This is a genomic window from Nostocoides sp. F2B08 (genome assembly GCF_009184895.1).
Classification (GTDB): domain Bacteria; phylum Actinomycetota; class Actinomycetes; order Actinomycetales; family Dermatophilaceae; genus F2B08.
In genome coordinates this window covers 83983-102973 of sequence record NZ_WESE01000006.1, presented here as the reverse complement: position 1 = coordinate 102973, position 18991 = coordinate 83983, and the positions used below count along the sequence as shown (strand labels likewise).

The following is an 18991-nucleotide window of genomic DNA, read 5'->3' as shown; positions in this document are numbered from 1 at the left end:
AGTTGTCGACCCGGCCCGCCTCCGAATCCTTCTCGTGCGCCACGATGCTCCTCGCGCCGGCGACCCGCGCCCGCGAGGGCCTCAGGCCGCGGGCTCTTCGACCTCCTCCTCGGAGCGCATCCCTGGGGGATCGAGGATCACGCCGTTCTCGTCGACGCGGACCTCGTCATAGGTCTCCTCGTCCTCGTGGTCGCGCCGGGCGGTGAACCCGACCCGGTCCGGGTCGGGCAGGCCGGTCGGCTCCGACTCGCTCGAGTGCTGCCCCCAGGGCTGGGCCTCCCCCGCGGCGGCCGACTGGCCTGCAGTGGTCGTCTTAGGGCGGCGCATCCACTGGGCGATCCCGAACGAGAGGTCCGGGCCGACGGTGCGCGCCTCGATCTCGCAGCTCATTCCGGACGAGCCGTCCTGCCTCGTGAAACGCCGCTGACGGAGCTGGCCCTGGACATAGACGGCGTACCCCTTGTGGAGCGAGGCCCCGGTGTTCAGCGCGAGCTGCCGGAAGGCGACGACGTCGTAGTAGTTGGTCACACCCTCCTCCCACTGGCCGGTGCGACTGTTGAAGTATCGGTGGTTGGAGGCGACCCGGAAGGTGAGCATGGGATGCCCGCCCTTCGTCTGTCGCATCTCCGGCTCGGCGATGACATTGCCGGACACGGTGATGGTGTTCTCGTTCATCGGCGTCCCTTCTCACGGATGCCGGTGCGACTCGCGTCGCGACCGTGACCCGGTCGTTCCGGGCCTGCGACCAAGTCAACGGCGAGCGCTCCGCAGACACCACGGCTCGGCACGACGATGTGGACGACACACCCGGCGAGGCTCCGCGATGTGGGCTCAGCGGATCGCGGAGTCGAGCAGCTCCCGGGTGCGACGGTGCCGGTCGAGGACGGCGCGCACCGGGTCCACGACGGTCTCGGTCGCCACGGCCTCGATCGACTCTCGGAGTCGCCGGTCCATCGTCCGCGCCCGCCGCCGTCCCCCGACCGCGGCGAGGAAGCGGGCCAGCACCGCGAGAAGCATCCCGGCGAGCAGGCCACCGAGGAACATCAGCGCGGGGATGGGCACCGGACCCCATGTCGGAGTCTCGAAGAGCGCCTCCATCTGCAGCCATCCGAGAGCGAAGAGGACGGCGAGCCAGACGAACCCGGCCACCGCGGTGATCGCGAGCAGGATCTGGAGCAGCCCCAGGACGGTCCACCAGAACGGGTCGCGCGCCCGCAACGACGTGCGCACGACGGCCTGGTCGAGCCGGTCGGCCATGAGCTCACCCTGCGGTGTGGCCGCGTCGCTGACCGCGTCGGCCCAGCGCACAGGGAGACCCGAGCCCGCCTGGTCGCCGACCGCCCGGGTCGCCATCTCGACGGCTGCCCGCGCCGCGGGTGTCGGCGGCGGGAGGGATGAGCGACCCAGGACGGCCCGCACGTCGTTCTCGTCGATCACGGTGGACCGGTCGGTGCTGCCGGGGTCGAGGCGGAGGCGTCGCAGCGGCGAGGCGCGCAGACTGCGCATCCAGCGGGTGAACGGCCATCCCGTCGCCCCGACCGCCTGGTCCCGGTACTCGCGGTCGACAGCGGAGACGACGGTGGGGATCCCGGCGGCGCGCGCGAGCGCGTCCACGAGACCTGGCGCGGCCCGCTTGCCCAGATCGGGCTCGGTGTCCGCGACACCCGTGCGGATGGCGCCGGCCGCGGTGCGCACGTCGCCTGCGAGGCGCGTCCTGGCCGCAGCCGCCCCGGCGACGACATTGGCCAGACGCTGACGCAGCTCATCCACCCCGAGGCCGGTGCGGGCCGAGGTGGCCAGCACCTGTGCGTTGGGGACGCCGTCGGCCTTGAGCAGTCGGGACAGGTCGGCCAGACAGCTCTTGCGGTCCTCGTCGCCGAGCCGGTCCGCGTGGTTGAGGACGACGATCATGACCGCCTCGTGCGCCTTGAGCACCTTGACGTAGTCGTCGTGCAAACGGGCATCCGCATATTTCTGTGGGTCCGTGACCCACACGAAGACGTCAGCCAGCGCGAGCACCCGCTCCGCCTCGGCCCGGTGCGCGGTCTCACGCGAGTCGAAGTCGGGCAGGTCGAGGAGCACCAGGCCGTCCATGCCGCCGGCACTGGTCATCGCGGCCGGTGAGTGGGCACTGACGAAGTGGCGTGAACCGACGCCGAGCCAGGTGAGCAGTCTGCCCACGGGCTCCTGACCCCAGATGCCGGCGGTCGGCGTGCTCGTCGTCGGGCGCCGTGCGCCGACGGTGGCCGCCTCCGCGCCCACGAGCGCGTTGAAGAGGCTCGACTTGCCGCTTCCGGTGGCTCCGGCGAGGGCGACGACGGTGTGCCCTCCGGTCATCCCCAGCCGCTCCTGCACCTTGGTCGTGATGGCGCGGGCGTCCTGCACGGTGTCGGGGTCGAGCTGGGCGCCCCCGGCGTCGATCGCCTCGTCGAGGGCGGCCGATCGAGCGGAGAGGTCGTCGGCGGTGACGGCGGTGACCTTCGCGCGGCCGGGCCGGATCGGGCTCACGAAGCAACCTCCTCGGGGTGCTGCCGTTGGGTCTGGGCGACCTCCGCCACCGCGGCGTCCAACCGGCGTGCCGCCCCACTGCCGACGAGGAACGGACCGAGTCCCGAGTGGTACCGGGCCCGCTCGTCGTCGTAGAGCCCGTCGACGCGCTCGAGGAGTGCCACCCTCGCCTTCTTGGCCATCGAGCGGACCGCCTGGTCTCCGAAGATCGCCTCGAGCACCCGTTGGGCGAGCAGGGAGGCTCCACCGGCGATGCCGACCTCGGCTCCTACCAGGCCGCCGGTGTGAGCGAAGGCGACGAGCATGAGGAACAGGGCGATGCCGTTGATGCCGAAGGCGGCGATCCGGGCGTTCGTGCGACGGTCCTTGCCCTCGTGGCGGACCAAGTCGAGGATGTCGCCCTGCCATTCCCGCACGAGACGCTCGATCCGGGAGGGGACGGTGGGATCGGAGCCGGCGAGAGAGGGTGCCTGCTCGAGCACGGAGTCTCCGCCGGGCATCCCCCGCCACGTTCGGGCGATGCTCGCCGCGGCACCGTCCGCCTGGGAGCGGACGAGGTCGGCCACACCGCTCTGCAGTGCTTCGTCGACACTCTCGGCGGGCATCGGGTTGCCCCGGATCGCCGCGGAGACCTTGTCCCGCCAGCGCGAGATCGTCGTCTCGACCTGCCGGAAGAACTCACCGGTTCCGATGAACTCCTGCCACCGAGCCAGCACCTCGCCCCGGAGCAACGAGCCGTCGGTCATCCCCGCCTCGACCCGGTCGCGCGCGAGGTCGTAGGCCTTGTCGACCTCCTGGGCCAGAGCGCGGGTGGCTTCGTGCTGTCGGCGGGCGGCCTCGACGACGAGGGCGACGCGCGAACCCAGCGAGCTGAGGGCGCCGTCGAGGGTCTGGGCGATGATGATGTCGCGGGCGCGCCGGTCGGAGGCCAGCGCCTGCAGCCACTGTCCGAGTCGCCCCAGCGCCTCAGGAGGGAGGAGCCCGTCGTCGGTCAGCTCGGACTCCGGGACCGTGAACACCGGCGAGGTGCCCATTCCCTGGTCTCGAAGCATCTCGACAAGGTGGGGGCGGACCACCTCCAAGTCCTCGGGCGGCACCCGGTCCAGGACGATGGCGACCGCAGTCCCGCGGTCCGAGGCTGAGCGCAGCAGGTCCCACGGAACCGCGTCGGCGTAGCGGGCCGCCGTCGTCACGAACAGCCACATGTCGGCGGCCTGGAGCAGCTGCCCGGCGAGACTGCGGTTGGCCGAGACGACCGAGTCGATGTCGGGGGCGTCCAGCAGAGCCAGACCCGACGGGAGCGTGCCCGACTCCACGAGCCGGACGGTGCCCGGCTGGTCCTCGTCGCCCGGTCTGCCGGTCACCCTGCCGAGCCGCGGCAGCACCCGAGCGGTCGTGAACCACCGCGAGTCGTCGGGGTGGTGGATCAGGACGGGGATCGTGGTCGTCGGGCGGAGCACGCCCGAGCGGCTGACCTCACCTCCGATGATCGAGTTCACCAAGGTCGACTTGCCGGCGCCGGTGGACCCTCCCACGACCGCGAGGAGCGGCGCGTCGATGGACTCGAGCCGGGGCAGGACGTAGTCGTCCAGCTGACGCAGGAGAGACTCGCGCTCGGCCTTGCCGTCAGCGGTGTCAGGGAGGTCGAGGGGCAGCTCCGTCGCCTCGACGGCATCACGCAGTGCGCCGACGGCGTCGCGCAGCGCGACGGACCCCTCGGTGCTGGCACTCACGCAGCCAACCCTACCCAGCGGTTCACGGTTGTCGCGGCCACGTCGAGGCGCGTACCGCGTCTGCGACGCACGTTCGCCTCGCGGCTGCTCCGCCGCCCCGGGGTACTCTGCGGACGTGCTTGCCACCACCCACACGCACGCGAGGGTCTGGGGCTGGGCGATGTTCGGGGTCGGCCTCGCATTGACGAGTCTGACCATGTGGGTCCACGGCGTCGGCGCGGGCACCCAGCTCCGGTTCGGTCTGGTCACGGCGGTGACCATCCTCGCGCCCGGATTCGCGCTCTCGACCTGGGCGGGCAAGAGTCCGTGGGCCGCTCGTCTCTCGGTCGCCTGGGCGGTCGGCCTTCCTGTTCAGCTGCTCGGATGGGCCGCAGCAGTGACCTTCGACGCCGCCCTGTTGGCGTGGGGCGTGCCGCTGCTCGTGTCCGCCGTGGCCACCGCCGTCTGGCGCCAGCGCATCCGCGACGAGCTCCGCGTGCCGAGGGAGCCCCTCGGCGTATGGATCTCGATCACCGGTCTCGGACTGTGGATCGTCGCGTTGGCTCGTTTCGCCAACAGGTGGTTGGAGGATCCGGCACGCAATCCCCTGGCGTGGTACCAGGACCTGTATTGGCATCTGGCGATCAACGCATCGGCGCGGTCGCGCATCCCACTGGTCGACCCGCAGGCCGTCGACGAGCCGTTCAGCTACCACTGGCTCACGAACGCCCACATCGGCGGGATGGCTCTCGCCGGCGGAATCGACCTGCCCGCCCTCAGCGCGGTCGCCTGGTACGTTCCCGCCTTCGCAGCCACGCTCGGCCTCGCCTTCGGACTGGCCCACTACCTGACGCGCAGTGGCTGGGCCGGGCTGATGGCGGCCGCTCTCGTGACCTTCCCACCGGCCTTCGCCCTCGACGCCGCCCTCACGGGCGGCACGACCGCCAACTTCATCCCTCGGTCACCGTCGCACATGCTTGCACTTCCCGTGATGCTGGCTCTGATCTGGACCCTGATCGTCGTCATCAAGATGGCCGACGTTCGCAGTCGCTCCGCGATCCCCGCACTCGCTGCTCTGGTCATCATCGCTCCCGGGGTGAAGGCGTCGATCCTGCCCGTGGTCGTCTGCGGCCTCCTCCTCGCGCTGGTCTGTGCGGTGATCACCCGCGGCCCGGTGCGAAGGCTGGCGATCGTGACCGGAGCCGTGGCGGCGGTGACGGCACTCACGTGGCCCGTCTTCGGTGGGGGCGGAGGTGGGTCGCGGCTCGAGATTCTCGGCGGAGCGCGGCAACGACCGGTCTTCGAGGCCAGCGCAGGCGCACTGGCGGACTCGGGAGAGGGGACCACCCTCGTCGTGCTCGTCGCCTTCACCGTTCTGATCCTGCTCAACCACCTGTGGTGGGCTCCGGCTCTCGCAGCATTCTCGGTCCGCGACCCGATCTTCTGGCTCTTCGTCGGGACCCTCGGGTCGGCCATCGGGGTCACGCAGGTCTTCGTCCATCCGGGCGAGTCCCAACGCTACTTCGCGTTCGGTGTCCAGCCTCTCGCTGCCGTGGCCGTCGCCGTCGGCCTGTGGCGCCTCATCGAGTCGGCATCGGCGCGCCCCGGGTCGAGCCTGCCGCCCCTGCTCGTCCCGGTGGCGCTGAGCGGCCTGGTCCTGGGGTCGATGCTGTCCGGAGCCGCCCGGATCGAGACCCTGAACCTGCCTGTCGTCCTCGGTCCGCTGCTGCTGACCGTGGGGGCGATCGCAGCATCGATCATGCTGCTTCGCCGGGCGGATCGACGGGCGCTCGCTGCCCTCGCGGTCTTCGTCGTGGCCTTCAGCGCCGGCGCACCGCTTGTGAGCGCGCTCTCGGGCGACCGGTACACCGCGCTCACGCAACGGACTGCTCCTCCGGCCGACCCTCCCCCCAACTACGCACTCACCACCGATGAGCTGCGGGCCATGCGATGGATGGCCGACAACGTGCCCGAGGACGCGGTCGTCGCCACCAATCTGCACTGCCGGAACGTCCGCACGGAGGAGAACTGTGCGGCGCGGGGGTTCTGGGTGGCTGCGCTCGGCGAGCGGCAGGTCTTCCTGGGCGGCTGGGCGTACACGGCCCTCGGCCGATCGACCGACGGTATCGACGGGCGCTACCACGTCCTCCAGCCCTATCCGGACGAGGAGACGTTCGAGCTCAACGAGTCGGCCTTCTACCAGCCCACACCGGAAACGCTGGATCAACTGGCTGACCGAGGCGTCACTCATCTCGCGGCGATCCGCCGAGCGGGCGATGTCTCTCGGGAGCTGTCGCAGCTGTGCTCGGTCGTCTTCGAGAACGATGACGTCCTGATCTGCCGGATCGGTGACGAGTCCTGAGGGTGCGGACGCGAGGAACTGTGGCGGCCTCCGGCCGACCCCGGCAGACTGGTGGCCGCCATGCGAGTCTTCTGTGCCGTCATTCCACCGGAACGAGCCGTCCTCGACCTCGACGAGTTCCTCGACAGTCGCCGCGACGACCCCTCCACCCGCCGGCTCGGATGGTCGCGGACGGATCACTGGCATATCACCCTCGCCTTCATGGGCGATGCCCGCCCAGACGCCGTCGATGAGCTGGTCGATCGGCTCGCCGATGGGACACTGGACCTACCCGCCCCGACACTCCAGGTCCGCGGTGGGGGCGCCTTCCCCGTGATCGAGCGGGCAAAGGTGCTGTATGCGTCGGTCGCCGGCGACCTCGAGGTGCTCGGGCGACTCGGCGCCAGGGTGCGCAACGCGGCTGCGGTGACCGGCTGCGCGCCCGACGGACGCGCCTTCGTGCCGCACCTGACGATCGCCCGGGCGCGGCAGCCGTTCGAGGCGACGAGGTGGGTGCGGGTGCTCGAGACCTACGCGGGTCCGGCTTTCACGGCAGACCGGGTGGCCGTCGTGGAGTCCCACCTCGGTGGCCCGCGCCCTCGCTACGAGGTGCTGGCGGAGGTGCCGGTCGGTCCCCCCGGCGCCGGGTCGGGTCCAGCGTCGGAGCGTCTCCTACACTGAGCCACGCGTCATGCCCCCGTAGCTCAGTCGGATAGAGCAAGGGCCTTCTAATCCCTAGGTCGCAGGTTCGAGTCCTGCCGGGGGCGCATAGCCCGCCAGGTGCGAACCGCGTGGCGGAAGCCGCGTCACCGGCGCGGGAGGACGACGGCCCGGAGCGGTGCCCGCAAGGCGCGAGGTGCCGGGACTCTCCCCTGTGCCGTCACGGGATGGTGGTCCGCGTACCGACGGTCGTGAGGGTCACGGCCGCTCGGCATCCAGCACCACGGAGCCCCCGGACCCACCACAAGGCCGGCCACACCCGATGCGTACCCCGGTACCCGGCCGGACAGATTGCTCGCTACCGACCGGTCGAGTATCCGAACCAGGGGTACGAGGCGCAGCAGCCGGAGCGACCGTCGAGGGTCGAGAGGCTACCGTCGACCCCCACTCGGCTCCGCTGGCCCCAGGGCGGGCCTCAGTCCAGCGCGCGCCGGACCGCGGGCTCGGCGCGGTCTGCCACCTCGTCGAGCACCCCGCGGCGCTGCAGCCGCGCCAACCCGTCGGCGGCGATCACGGTGGCCGGGACGGCAAGGATGAGGCCGACGATCCCGCCGACGAGGCCCCCGAGCGCGGTCACGACGAGCACGACGAGCGGGTGGATGTCGAGGTTGCTGCCCATGACGACGGGCTCGACGAAGTTCTCGAGCAGCAGGTTCGCGGCCAGGACCACGATCAGCATGATCACCGCCTCGGGGATCCCGCCGTCACCGAGTGCGATGATCACGGCGAGGCCGCCCCCCAGGAACGCGCCGATGTACGGGATGTAGCCGCCGACGAAGTTGACGACCACGATCGTCAGCACGAGCGGGAGGCCGAGCAGCAGACTCGTCAGACCGATGACCGTCGCGACGATCGCGGACATCACCGTCCGTCCCCACCCGTAGCTGCGCAGAGTGCGACAGGCCGCACCGATGAAGTCGTCGAGCTCCCCGCGAACCCCCCGGCCGACCCGGTTGACGAAGGACCGGCGCAACCGGGTGCCGTCCTTGAGGAGGTAGTACATGATGAGGGCGCCGAGGATCGAGGCGCTCGCGATGACGACGAGCGCTCCCAGTCCGGACACAAGGGTGCTCACGAAGCCGAACTGGAGGGTCGGCGCCATCGTCTCGACCGACTCCTGGACGGCGCTCCAGGTGGCCGGATCGACGCTCAGCGAATCACCCGCCTCCGCGGCCGCGTCGTCGACGGAAGAGCCGATCGCGCCCCGCTGGGCGACGATGCCCTGGACCGTCGCCACGGCGACGAGCACCATCAGCCCGAGCAGTCCGAGGACCACGATCCCGGCGGCGACACCGGCCCTCATCCCCCGCCTGGTGAGCCGGACCGCCATCGGCTTGAAGATGATGGCCAGGACGACCGCGAAGGTCAGCGGGAGCATGATCTCCTTGACCGCCGCGAAGGCCGTGACGATGATCGCCGTCGCCGCGACGATCCCGACGAACGCCCAGGCCCACACGCCGAGCCTCGGCATGCCGATCCCGGCCACGACCGGCCTCGTCCGTGGATCGTAGGGGGTCCGGTCGGCTCCGACCCTTCGGTCCTCGGTCATCGCCCGCCACCGGCGCCCCCGCGGCTCATCCGAGCAGCTTGGCCTTCTGGGCCGCGAACTCCTCGTCGGTGAGGATGCCCTGGTCGCGCAGCTCCGCAAGCTCCTTCAGGCGGGCGATCATGTCCACCTGCGGCTCGGGCGCCGGTTCCGGGGCGGCGGGCGCGTACGTGGGGGGCGGCGCCTGCGCGGCCATCTGCTGCTGGTAGGCCGCGTTGCGCTCGGCGACGATCTGCGCGTCACGGTCGGCGAACCGCTCCGCCTGACGGCGCTGGACGCGGCCGCTGACAGCGCTCGCGGTGCCCGCGACGACGGCGGTGCGGGCGACCCCGCGGAGTAGTCCTGGCATGGTGTTCTCCTCTGTTCGTAGGGTGGGTTCTTCGTCGGATCCCGGTGCGATGCTATGAGTATGCGGTGAGCGGCTACGACTCGTCGACGAGGTTGGGTCCGCGGAACACGGCGGCCCAGATGACCAGGGCGTCGAACGCGATCACGGCCAGGCTCCAGAAGGGGTAGTGCGGCAGCCAGGCGAAGCTGGCGACCATGCTCGTGGCGGCCAGGATCACCGCCACCGTCCGCGCCCACACCGCTGCGCGGAACAGGGCGATCCCGGCGAGGACGACGACCACGCCGAGCACGATGTGTATCCAGCCCCACGCGGTCACGCTGAACTGGAACGTGTACTCGCTCTCCAAGGAGAAGAAGTCCTCGTTGAGGAGGGCGACGACACCCTGCAGCACGTGGAAGGCGCCGGTCATGACCATGAGCACGCCGGCGAAGGCAGTGACCCCGCCCGCCGTACCCACCGCGTCGGTGTATCGGGGACCAGACCGATCCAGGTTGGTGATCATCGACGTGTTGTCGTTCGACACGGTGCTCCACTCCTTCGGTCCTCAGCGGGCTCGGTGCACTTGACCCGTCCTCGGAGACTACGTCCGGTGCCGCGTGGCGGTCATCACCCTGCAGAGGTGAACCCGTCGGCGTTCCGTCGCCATGTCAGAGGAGGCCGAGCTGGGTGGCCCGCTTGACCGCGTCATCCCGCTCCGTGACGCCGAGCTTGCGGTAGATGCTCGCCACGTGCGTCTTGACGGTGTTGACGGACACGAACATGTCGGCCGCGATCTCCTGGTTGCGCATCCGGCCCGGGAGGTATGCGAGCACGTCGAGCTCGCGGTGGCTGAGCGGCTCGGCCAGACCGTCCTGCGCGCCGAGCCGCGGGTTGAGCGCGGAGGCGGCGGCCCATAGGGCTTCGGACGTCAACCACGCGGAGTCCGGCAGCGGCCTGCGCCGGAGAGCCTGTAGGGACGCGGGAACCTCGAGGAACACCCACCGCAGCCGGTCGCCACGGGCGGCGGCGACGGCCCGCTCGAGCGAGGCCCGCGCGCCGCGGCTGTCACCCTCCGCGTCGAGCACCGCGAAGGTCCTCAACTCGTGACGAACGGCCTCACGCAGGTCGCCGTCCGGCGGCACCCAGCCGTCGACGACCGCCCGGGCCGCTCGGACGTCACCCCGGGCGAGGTGGAGGTCCACCCGAGCCGACGGGAGCGCCGAGGTCTCGGGGGCTTCGTCGAGCACCGCCTGAGCCCCGGACACGTTCCGGACGCCGATGAGCAGCCGCATTCGGAACGTCCGACGCCCCTCCCGCAGCACCGGCGCTTCCGTTCCTGTTGCCGAGGGCTCCCGGAGGAGCTCCAGCGCTCGAGTCGGTCCCTCGGTCAGCGCCGTCATCCACGCGTCCAGCGCACCGTGCAGGTCGAAGTAGACCTGGCTCCCCGGCCGCGAAATGACCCGATGTCTGGACTGGACGATGCTCCGCTCGGCGGCGTCGATGTCGACGCGGTCCAAGTGGGCGAAGGACACGGCGAGGTGTGCGAGCACAGTCCCTTGGTGATGAGGCACGCCGAACTGTTCGGCGGCATCGATGGCGGTCCGCGCGATACCGAGGGCATCGGAGGCATGCCCCTGCCAGGCGCGCACCAGGGCCAGGGACCCCAGCAGGTAGATCCGCCACAACGGGTAGACCAGGCTCGACATCTTCCGAAGAGCGTCGAGAGTCGCGGCCGCCTGCCCCAGGTCACCCCGGAAGAAGTGGGCGAGACCGGCCGCGTGCTCGTTGATCGCGCGTACCGACTCAAAACCTCCGACTCCGAGGAAGTCGGGAACGTCGCTGGGTTCAATCCGCTCCAACCCCCTGCGGACCTCGTCGGTGAGCTCGAGAATCGCCTCGGGAGCCATACCGCGGAACACCTGTGCCGAGTAGAGGGTGTGCGCCGCGATGCGCTCACCCTCGGTGAGTTCGGACCTCCGCAGGATCCGACGATAGGTCTCCATGGCCGCCTCGGCCTCGTCGGCCCCGAACTGGGCGGCGAGAAGACCCAGCATCGCCTCCGCCGAGCCGCCGGGATCGTGAGCGTTGAGGACGGTCAGCCACCGCACCAACGTTGCGGACTCGCCACGTTCGAAGAGTCGGTGACCCATGGTCGAGATGAGGCGCACCGCCTCGTCGTTCTCGTGGGCCCGGATCAGGTGCTCGATCCCGCGCTCATCCTCGCCGTGCTCGATGAGCCAGGTGGCGGCCCGTCTGTTCAGCTCCTTGACGTGGTCGGGTCCCTCGCTGCCCAGGCGGTAGCGGAGCACCTCCGCGAAGAGATGGTGGTAACGGAAGGTCCTCCCAGAGGGGTCCAGGGGGACAAGGAACATCGATCGTCGGTAGAGCTCGTCGAGCATCTGACGAGCGTTCCCGGCGCCGGTAACGGCATCACACAGATCGGCGTTCAGGTGGTCGAGCACACAGGTCGTCAAGAGGAACCGCTGCACCTCCGGCTCCGTACGATCGATCACCTCGTCCAGGAGGTACTCGGCCACCAGACGGTCGCTGCCTGCGAACGACGAGACGAAGGCCTCCGGGTCCGCAGCGGTGCGCAGCGAGATGGCCGCGAGCTGAAGGCCCACCGCCCACCCGTCCGTGCGGTCCACAAGTGCGGTGACGACATCGTCCGACAGCTCGCGTTGGGCGACACTCTCCAGTAGGCCTTTCGCCTCGTTGCTCTCGAACGCAAGATCGGCGCTCCGGATCTCCGTCAGCCTGCCGGCCAGCCGAAGCCGCTGCAGCCGCCAGGGCGGGTCGATGCGGGTGGTCGCCACCATGCGTGTCGTCGCGGGAAGGACGGCCGCGAGTCGTCCGAGGTCCGCGAGGACGGCACGGTTCGAGAGTACGTGCAGGTCCTCCAGAACGAGGACCAGGTCCCGATCGAGGGTGGTGAGGCGCTCTGCGAGCATCTCCACCACGTCCTCGCCGAGAGACGCGCCGACACCGGCGGCCAGGGCGTCCAGAGCCTCGTCGACCTCGGGTGCCGCTGCACGAATAGAGCCGAGGAGTCCTCGCCGAAGTCTGACCACGTCGTCGTGCCGGGGCGTGAGCGCCAGAACGGCGACCCGGAGGCGGGGGCGGTAGGAGAACCACTGGTGGACGAGCACCGACTTACCGGATCCCGCTGAGGCGGACAGCAGAGCGAGCCCCCCGGGTGCGACGGCATCGAGTCGAGCCTCCAGCCGGGGGCGACGAACTTCCTCGTGCGGTACCGGATCCCGCACATACCCCTGGCGGGAAACTTGGCCCATGGCCACCATGGTGCCACTCGACGGCCCACGCCGCTGATGTCGGTGATCAGGTGTCGTCCATCCGATGGATCTCGACGATCTCGAGGCGGAGGTCGTGCAGGCGGTTGAGCATGCCGTGGAATGCTGCCTGGTCGATGACCGACCCGACCAGCCGGCTATGCCCCCCGGAGATCTCCACGACCTCGAAGCCCTCGAGTGCCTCGAGCGCCAGCGGACCGACCGGACTGTCCACGGTGATCTCGTAGCGCTCCATCGGGAACTCCCTCCACGGTATGGGCCGGCCTGCGTCGGTCAAGTCGTCGGACGATGCTCGACGCGTCCGTCCTCGGTAGGGGTTGGCTGTCGGTCGGTGCACCGTGAAGCCCACGCTAGAAGCCCCAGCCTGTCGGGAACATCACCCGCGCAGGATGAAGCCGAGGGCGAGCCGACCGGTCCGAGGGCGGACCATGCCGAATCGCCCGCCGCGGGTGATGGCAGCCGCCACCTGGGGCGTGATCCTTGAGGGCTAGGAGGCGTCGGGCCGGCAGTCGGTCCGACCGACAACGGAAGGGAACGCGATGACAGAGGACACCAGCCGTCAGGACGACGCAGTCTCCGAGATCCAGGCTGAGATGGCGGTCGTGACCGACGGGGCGACCACCGTCTTCGTCGCCGACTTCGACGACACGGACATGGCCTGGGAGGCCTACGAGGCGTTGAAGTCGATCGAGGACGGCCGGCACGTCGCCATCGACGGCGTCGTCGTCGTCAAGCGCGACACCGACGGCACGCTCGAGGTCCAGAAGGCGACCGACCACTCGACTCGCAAGGGCCTGACCTGGGGCGTCGTCGGTGGCGCAGCCCTAGGGCTCCTCTTCCCGCCGAGCCTTCTCGGCAGCGCAGCGGTGCTGGGTGGAGCGGGTGCTGCCATCGGCAAGGCGCGAGCGATGCACCACAAGAGCCAGTTGGCCGAGCGGCTCGAGTACGCCGTGGCGCCGGGCCACTCCGGAATCATCGCGCTCGTGTCGGACCCGGGCGCCCTCGAGATCCGCGCCGCTCTGCGGGGGGCGAACGCGATCGTCGAGGCAGCGGTCGACGACGTCATCGCCAGGGACATCAAGGCTCTCGCCGAAGAGGCGGAGAAGGACGCGACGAAGGAATGAGCCTCGGGCGACGGCAACGGGCGAGCATGAGTCGGGGCACGGATCGACAGCCGGCGGATCGCCGCCGGAAGCGGCTGTCCCTGCTGACCGCCGCCGTTGCGGCCGCTGCGGTCCTGACGGGGTGCAGCGGCGAGGGGGGGCCGGGGCTGCCCTCGACGCTGCCCACCACGCTGCCGTCGGTGACCGTACCGTCAGTCACCCTGCCTACACTCACGCCTCCCACCGTCACGCTACCGACAGTCACCCTGCCCACTGTCACCCTGCCCACCGTCACCCTGCCCACCGTCACAGGGCCGACGGTGACCGTGACCGAGGAGCCGGAACCGACGACCGAAGAGCCGGAACCGACCACCGATGAGCCGGCTCCGGAGACGGAGGAGACGCCCGAGACGGAGGAGACCGCAGCCGCACCGCAGGAGAACGCCGACGATGAGGACGGCGGGAGCGGCTGGCTGTGGCTGCTCCTCGCACTCCTCGCTGCGGCACTCATCGCGGCAGTCGCGGCTCTCGTGCGTCGACGGCGAGCACGGGCGGCCTGGTCGGCCTCCGTCGAGGGGACCCTGCCGGAGGCGATCTGGCTGCGCGACTCGGTCGTGCCGGATCTCGTGACCGAGGGCCCGGACGGGCGTGCCGGCATCTGGGTGGTCACGCGCCAGCGGGTCGTGGCCCTGGAGGAGGAGCTCCGACGACTCGTCGCCGACCCTCCGGACCCGGCTAATGCGCGTCCCGTCGTGGCGCTCACGACCGCCGTCGAGGCGCTGCGACGCCTGCTCGACCAGGCCGACGCTCTCCCGGACTTCGGAGGTCCCTCGGTCACGGCAGCGCTGCAGCGCTCACGTGCCGAGATCGATGAGGCGATCACCGCCATCCAGCCGCCGCCGGTGCCGCGGGCGGGCGAGCCCGTCTAGCCGACCCACTCCCCGAGGAAGGCCCGACGCTGCTCGACGAGCGCCTCGAGCAGCCGGCGCTCGTGTTCGACGGCGTGGCGGTTGGCGGTGGAGTGATGCATCCGCTTGCGCACGAGGGCGAGCTCGGACGCCGTGTCCTGGAAGGCCCGCATCGACGCCAGGCCGGTGGGTCCGGAGTTCGCCCGAGCCCAGATGCGCGCCTCGCGGCGTCTCGACATCGACGCGAGCATCGCCACCTCGCCGCGGGAGAGCCAGCCGGCGTCCGCATACGGGGTGAGGTGCTGGGCGATGAGGCGACCCTCGCGGCTGCGGGCCCACACGATCAGGCAGACGAACCCGAAGAAGATCGGGACCCCCACGAGGAAGTAGCCGACGAGCAGACCGGCCCCGCCGGCCACCGCGGCGAGGTTCCACAGACCGTGTGCGAGAACCGCGAGCAGGTAGCCGACGAGGGGGGCGACGACCTTGACCGACCTGCGCGGGCTCGCCGCCGCGATCCCGACGCCGATGCCGAACAGCACGGTGAACATGGGATGCGCGAACGGGCTCATGACGCCGCGCAGGATGAAGGTGCCGGCGAGGAACGCGCCGCCGCCTTCTGTGTAGGCCTGACCGAGGTACTGGATGTTCTCGGTGAACGCGAAACCCGCGGCCACGATGCCGGCGTAGACCATCCCGTCCGTGATGCCGTCGAACTCGTTGCGGTGCAGCCACCAGACAAGCAGCACCAGCGCGCCTTTGAGCGCCTCCTCGGTGAGCGGCGCGACGACGATCGCGGTCGCTGCCAGCGCGGAGTCCGGGTCGGTCGCCGACTGGAACGCGATGATGGCGCCCGTGTTGAGGACGGCCGCCCCGAAGGCCGAGACGAGGGCACCCCAGAGGAATGCGAGCACCAGAAGTCGGGTCGGCTCGGCCTCGAACCGGTCCAGCCAGACGAACGTCGGGATGACGACGAGGAGCGGGAGCGTCGCGAACAGCACCGCAAGGAGCGTCACCTGGACCCCGAGGGAGGCGCTGAAGTAGGCCGCCAGGACGAGCGCGCAGATCGCGAACCCCACGACGGCCACACCGACGAGCACCACGGCGCGCAGCCGTGGTCGCGTGGTCGGGTTCCGGGGTGGTGTGTGCGGGGGCGCGGCCGGCGCGACAGACATGGTCGTGAGGTTATCCGTTGCGAAGGGGTGATTCGGCCCACCTAGCATGGCAGCCATGACGGACACCACCGCCACCCCGACGACCGAGGGCTCTGCGCGTTCGCTGACCGACCGGATCGTCTGGGTGGACTGCGAGATGACCGGACTGGACCTCGAGCGGGACGCGCTGGTGGAGGTGGCGGCTCTCGTCACCGACTTCGAGCTCAACCAGCTCGGCGACGGGGTCGACCTCGTGATCCGCCCGCCGGACGAGGCGCTGACCCAGATGGACGACTTCGTCCGCCAGATGCACACGACGTCGGGTCTGATCGACGAGCTGGCCGAGGGCGTCTCCCTCGAGCAGGCCGAGTCGGCCGTGCTCGACTACGTCCGCGAGTGGGTCCCGGAACCCCGCAAGGCGCCGCTCGGCGGCAACACGGTGGGGACCGACCGGGGGTTCCTGGCCCGCGACATGCCGGCGCTCGAGGCGCACCTGCACTATCGCGTCATCGATGTCTCCTCGATCAAGGAGCTGGCGCGCCGGTGGTTCCCCCGCGCCTACTTCGCGGCCCCGGCCAAGAACGGCGGCCACCGGGCCCTCGCCGACATCCGCGAGTCGATCGCCGAGCTGCGGTACTACCGCGAGGCCGTCTTCCAGGCCCGGCCCGGCCTGGACTCCGCGACGCTGCGGACGATCGCCTCCCGTCACGCGCTGACACCCCAGGAGGGCTCCCCCGGGTCCCCCTGAGGCCGGTTCGGAGCACGGACGCCGAACGGGTACGATAGGCGCCGCTCCACTTCGCCGGGACGTCAGACGCCCCGGTGGGAGCCATGGTGGGTGTAGCTCAGCAGGTAGAGCATCTGGTTGTGGTCCAGAGGGCCGCGGGTTCAAGTCCCGTCACTCACCCCAGTCACGACGCCGGTCAGCCGGCGGCTCATCGCACCACAGCGGTTCGAACCACGAGGAGTGAGGTATGCGGTCGTCACCACCGCGCCCCTCGCACCTGCGCGCATCACGGCTGCGGACCGTCGGCACGATCGTCGTCGCGCTGCTCCTCATCGCGGGGCTCGTCGCACCAGCAGTGCTCGCTCACGCTCAGCTCCTCTCGTCGAACCCGACGAGTGGCGCGAGCCTGCCAACCACGGACGAGGTGTCTTTGACCTTCAACGAGGACATCAATCCCGACTTCGTCCAGATCGTCGCCGAGGGGCCCGACGGTGACGTCGCCGCGGGTGAGCCGGACGTGTCCGGAGCGGTCGTCACGCAGCCGATCGCGCCCAGCGGGTCTGGTCCCCACACCGTGACCTACCGCGTGGTCTCTCGAGACGGCCACCCCGTCTCGGGCAGTGTGACCTTCACGCTCACCGACGTCGAGGCGGAGGCGCCGGCGGCCGCGCCGACACCGAGCGAGGCCACGAGCGAGACCTCCCCCGCGGTTCCAGAGACCCCCGAGTCCGCGACGCCGGTGAGCAACGACGAAGCCGTCGCATCGGCGACCGGGACCGACGGCGAGGACGGCGGGTCGGGCGCCTGGCTCGTCGCCGGCGGACTTGCCGGGCTCGTCGCGGTCGGAGGCGGCGTCGCGTGGGCCGCCCGCAACCGGCGCCACCCCGAGCACTGAGCCCACCCGGCTCCGGCCACTAGCCTGTCGTCGTGCGCAGCGACCCCATCGGGATCTTCGACTCCGGCTTCGGCGGCCTCACCGTCGCCCGCGCGGTCCTCGACCAGCTGCCGCACGAGTCCGTGGCCTATCTCGGCGACACCGAGCGGGCACCCTACGGCCCACGGCCGATCGCGCAGACGCGCGAGTATGCGCTGCAGTGCCTGGACCGACTCGTCGACCACGGGGTCAAGCTCCTCGTCATCGCCTGCAACACCGCCAGCGCAGCCGTCCTGCACGACGCCCGCGAGCGCTACGACGTGCCGGTCGTGGAGGTCATCCGCCCGGCCGTGCGGCGCGCGGCCGCGGCCACCCGCAACGGCCGGGTCGGGGTCATCTCGACGCAGGGGACGCACCAGTCCGGCGCCTACCTCGACGCCTTCGCGGCGGCGCCGCACCTGAGCGTGCGGAGCCGACCGTGCCCGCGCTTCGTCGAGTTCGTCGAGGCGGGCATCACCGGTGGCCCCGAGCTGCTGGAGGTCGCGCACAGCTACCTCAATCCTTTACGTCGGGCCGATGTCGACACGGTCGTCCTCGGCTGCACCCACTACCCGCTGCTGACGGGCGTCATCTCCTATGTCATGGGCGAGGACGTCACGCTCGTGTCCTCGTCGGAGGAGACCGCGAAGGACGTCTACCGGGTGCTCGCCGACCACGACCTGCTCCGGGCGGACACGGCGGTGCCGGAGCACCACTTCACGACGACCGGCGACCCGGACGAGTTCACCCGGCTGGCCCGGCGCTTCCTCGGTCCCGAGGTGATCAGCGTCACGGGTCACCGGCACTTCGCCTCGACACATGGTGAGGTGAGCAGATGACCGCGTCCCTCGCCGTCACCGTCGTCGGCAGCTCGGGCTCGTTCCCCGGACCGCACTCCCCGGCGTCCTGCTATCTCGTCGAGTCCCGGATCGACGGCGTGAGCACGAAGGTCGTGCTCGACCTGGGCAACGGCTCGCTCGGACCGCTGCAGTCGTACACCTCCCCGACGGACCTCGACGCGATCCTCGTCACGCACCTTCACGCCGACCACTTCATGGACCTGTGCGGTCTGTACGTCATGCGGCGGTACGACCCACGTCGCGCTCCGGACGGGCCTCAGGTCGTCCACGCGCCGGAGGGACTCGCCCGCCGGCTCCAGCTCGCCTACTACGGGTGTGAGGAGCCGGCGATGGCGACCCAGCTCGACACCCGGGTGGTCCGGGACGGACAGGTCATCGAGGTCGGGTCGCTGCGCATCGTCCCGGCCCGCGTCGTTCATCCCATCGAGGCCTACGGCTATCGCTTCGAGTCCCCCGCAGGAACGATCGCGTTCACGGGGGACACCGACACCTGCCCCGCCCTCGGTCCGCTCCTCGCCGGTGCCGATGTCGTCCTCGCCGACGCGGCGTTCCTCGAGGACCGCGACGAGGCGCGGGGCATCCACCTCACCGCGCGCCGTGCGGCGCAGGCCGCCCTCGACGCCGGGGGCGTCGGTCGCCTCGTCCTGACGCACATCCCGCCGTGGAACGACCCGGAGGACTGCCGCGCCGAGGCCGCCGAGCTGTGGCCGGAGGTCGAGGTCGCCCGCCCGGGTGACCGCTACGTCGTCGGCGGCTGAGCCGCGCCACCCCACCTCGGCGACCCGGGCCGCACCGTCGGTGCGACGTACTACAGTCCTAGCGACCGCATACCCGCCGGAACCCGACCGCACAGGAGACCT

At 70.7% G+C, this 18991-nt stretch carries 17 protein-coding genes and 2 tRNA genes; 10 read left to right on the top strand and 9 right to left on the bottom strand.

Annotation, left to right across the window (positions count from 1 at the left end):
* Positions 1-81: 81 nt before the first annotated feature.
* The 3 genes from GA707_RS14235 to GA707_RS14225 form a co-directional block, all read right to left on the bottom strand.
* Positions 82-675 carry a single-stranded DNA-binding protein gene (locus GA707_RS14235; protein WP_152179112.1) on the bottom strand — a complete coding sequence of 198 codons (594 nt, stop codon included), beginning with the start codon at positions 673-675 and terminating at the stop codon, positions 82-84.
* A 156-nt stretch (positions 676-831) separates the two neighbouring features.
* Complete coding sequence (locus GA707_RS14230) at positions 832-2508, bottom strand: GTPase (protein ID WP_152179111.1); 1677 nt, start codon at positions 2506-2508, stop codon at positions 832-834.
* Entirely contained in the window at positions 2505-4241 is a 1737-nt protein-coding gene (locus tag GA707_RS14225; protein ID WP_152179110.1) for an ABC transporter, read from the bottom strand. The genes GA707_RS14230 and GA707_RS14225 overlap by 4 nt, the downstream gene beginning before the upstream one ends.
* 115 nt (positions 4242-4356) lie before the next feature.
* Between GA707_RS14225 and GA707_RS14220 the strand changes: the two genes are divergently transcribed.
* From GA707_RS14220 to GA707_RS14210, 3 genes are all read left to right on the top strand, one after another.
* Positions 4357-6582, top strand: coding sequence for a hypothetical protein (locus tag GA707_RS14220; RefSeq protein WP_152179109.1), 2226 nt, complete (start codon positions 4357-4359; stop codon positions 6580-6582).
* 60 nt (positions 6583-6642) lie between these two features.
* Entirely contained in the window at positions 6643-7242 is a 600-nt protein-coding gene (gene thpR / locus GA707_RS14215) for an RNA 2',3'-cyclic phosphodiesterase (RefSeq protein WP_152179108.1), read from the top strand.
* A gap of 12 nt (positions 7243-7254) precedes the next feature.
* Positions 7255-7328: transfer RNA gene (locus tag GA707_RS14210), tRNA-Arg, on the top strand.
* A 368-nt stretch (positions 7329-7696) separates the two neighbouring features.
* On the opposite strand, the gene GA707_RS14205 is transcribed toward GA707_RS14210, so the two are convergent.
* From GA707_RS14205 to GA707_RS14185, 5 genes are all read right to left on the bottom strand, one after another.
* Entirely contained in the window at positions 7697-8767 is a 1071-nt protein-coding gene (locus GA707_RS14205) for an AI-2E family transporter (protein WP_193315343.1), read from the bottom strand.
* Between the two features lie 88 nt (positions 8768-8855).
* The gene (locus GA707_RS14200) at positions 8856-9176 is read right to left on the bottom strand and encodes an SHOCT domain-containing protein (RefSeq protein ID WP_152179106.1); all 321 of its coding nucleotides are present in this window, start codon (positions 9174-9176) and stop codon (positions 8856-8858) included.
* 73 nt (positions 9177-9249) lie between these two features.
* Positions 9250-9699: a hypothetical protein gene (locus GA707_RS14195; RefSeq protein WP_226963808.1), complete on the bottom strand. Its 450-nt coding sequence runs from the start codon at positions 9697-9699 to the stop codon at positions 9250-9252.
* Between the two features lie 124 nt (positions 9700-9823).
* On the bottom strand, positions 9824-12448 hold the full coding sequence (locus GA707_RS14190) for a LuxR C-terminal-related transcriptional regulator (protein ID WP_152179105.1): 2625 nt from the start codon (positions 12446-12448) through the stop codon (positions 9824-9826).
* Positions 12449-12494: 46 nt separating this feature from the next.
* Positions 12495-12701 carry a hypothetical protein gene (locus tag GA707_RS14185; protein WP_152179104.1) on the bottom strand — a complete coding sequence of 69 codons (207 nt, stop codon included), beginning with the start codon at positions 12699-12701 and terminating at the stop codon, positions 12495-12497.
* A gap of 304 nt (positions 12702-13005) precedes the next feature.
* On the opposite strand from GA707_RS14185, the gene GA707_RS14180 reads away from it, so the two are divergent.
* Together GA707_RS14180 and GA707_RS14175 are read left to right on the top strand one after the other, a co-directional pair.
* The gene (locus GA707_RS14180) at positions 13006-13590 is read left to right on the top strand and encodes a DUF1269 domain-containing protein (RefSeq protein WP_152179103.1); all 585 of its coding nucleotides are present in this window, start codon (positions 13006-13008) and stop codon (positions 13588-13590) included.
* Positions 13591-13769: 179 nt separating this feature from the next.
* Positions 13770-14498: a hypothetical protein gene (locus GA707_RS14175; RefSeq protein WP_152179102.1), complete on the top strand. Its 729-nt coding sequence runs from the start codon at positions 13770-13772 to the stop codon at positions 14496-14498.
* Here the strand turns inward: GA707_RS14175 and GA707_RS14170 are convergent.
* Entirely contained in the window at positions 14495-15652 is a 1158-nt protein-coding gene (locus GA707_RS14170; protein ID WP_152179101.1) for a PrsW family intramembrane metalloprotease, read from the bottom strand. The two genes, GA707_RS14175 and GA707_RS14170, sit on opposite strands and share 4 nt — an antisense overlap.
* Before the next feature lie 55 nt (positions 15653-15707).
* On the opposite strand from GA707_RS14170, the gene orn reads away from it, so the two are divergent.
* The 5 genes from orn to GA707_RS14145 all read left to right on the top strand — a co-directional run bounded on the left by orn (position 15708) and on the right by GA707_RS14145 (position 18889).
* Positions 15708-16379, top strand: coding sequence for an oligoribonuclease (gene orn, locus GA707_RS14165; RefSeq protein ID WP_193315342.1), 672 nt, complete (start codon positions 15708-15710; stop codon positions 16377-16379).
* 86 nt (positions 16380-16465) lie between these two features.
* A tRNA-His gene (locus tag GA707_RS14160) sits at positions 16466-16541 on the top strand.
* Between the two features lie 64 nt (positions 16542-16605).
* Positions 16606-17253, top strand: coding sequence for a copper resistance CopC family protein (locus tag GA707_RS14155; protein WP_152179100.1), 648 nt, complete (start codon positions 16606-16608; stop codon positions 17251-17253).
* Positions 17254-17285: 32 nt separating this feature from the next.
* Positions 17286-18110, top strand: coding sequence for a glutamate racemase (gene murI, locus GA707_RS14150; RefSeq protein WP_152179099.1), 825 nt, complete (start codon positions 17286-17288; stop codon positions 18108-18110).
* Positions 18107-18889: an MBL fold metallo-hydrolase gene (locus tag GA707_RS14145; RefSeq protein ID WP_152179098.1), complete on the top strand. Its 783-nt coding sequence runs from the start codon at positions 18107-18109 to the stop codon at positions 18887-18889. The genes murI and GA707_RS14145 overlap by 4 nt, the downstream gene beginning before the upstream one ends.
* The last annotated feature ends 102 nt before the right edge of the window (positions 18890-18991 follow it).

Bases quoted from the DNA above. Each gene is read 5' to 3' on its own strand.
- GA707_RS14235 (WP_152179112.1), bottom strand. From the start codon at position 675: ATGAACGAGAACACCATCACCGTGTCCGGCAATGTCATCGCCGAGCCG.
- thpR (WP_152179108.1), top strand. From the start codon at position 6,643: ATGCGAGTCTTCTGTGCCGTCATTCCACCGGAACGAGCCGTCCTCGAC.
- GA707_RS14200 (WP_152179106.1), bottom strand. From the start codon at position 9,176: ATGCCAGGACTACTCCGCGGGGTCGCCCGCACCGCCGTCGTCGCGGGC.
- GA707_RS14190 (WP_152179105.1), bottom strand. From the start codon at position 12,448: ATGGGCCAAGTTTCCCGCCAGGGGTATGTGCGGGATCCGGTACCGCAC.
- GA707_RS14185 (WP_152179104.1), bottom strand. From the start codon at position 12,701: ATGGAGCGCTACGAGATCACCGTGGACAGTCCGGTCGGTCCGCTGGCG.
- GA707_RS14180 (WP_152179103.1), top strand. From the start codon at position 13,006: ATGACAGAGGACACCAGCCGTCAGGACGACGCAGTCTCCGAGATCCAG.
- GA707_RS14170 (WP_152179101.1), bottom strand. From the start codon at position 15,652: ATGTCTGTCGCGCCGGCCGCGCCCCCGCACACACCACCCCGGAACCCG.
- orn (WP_193315342.1), top strand. From the start codon at position 15,708: ATGACGGACACCACCGCCACCCCGACGACCGAGGGCTCTGCGCGTTCG.
- GA707_RS14155 (WP_152179100.1), top strand. From the start codon at position 16,606: ATGCGGTCGTCACCACCGCGCCCCTCGCACCTGCGCGCATCACGGCTG.
- GA707_RS14145 (WP_152179098.1), top strand. From the start codon at position 18,107: ATGACCGCGTCCCTCGCCGTCACCGTCGTCGGCAGCTCGGGCTCGTTC.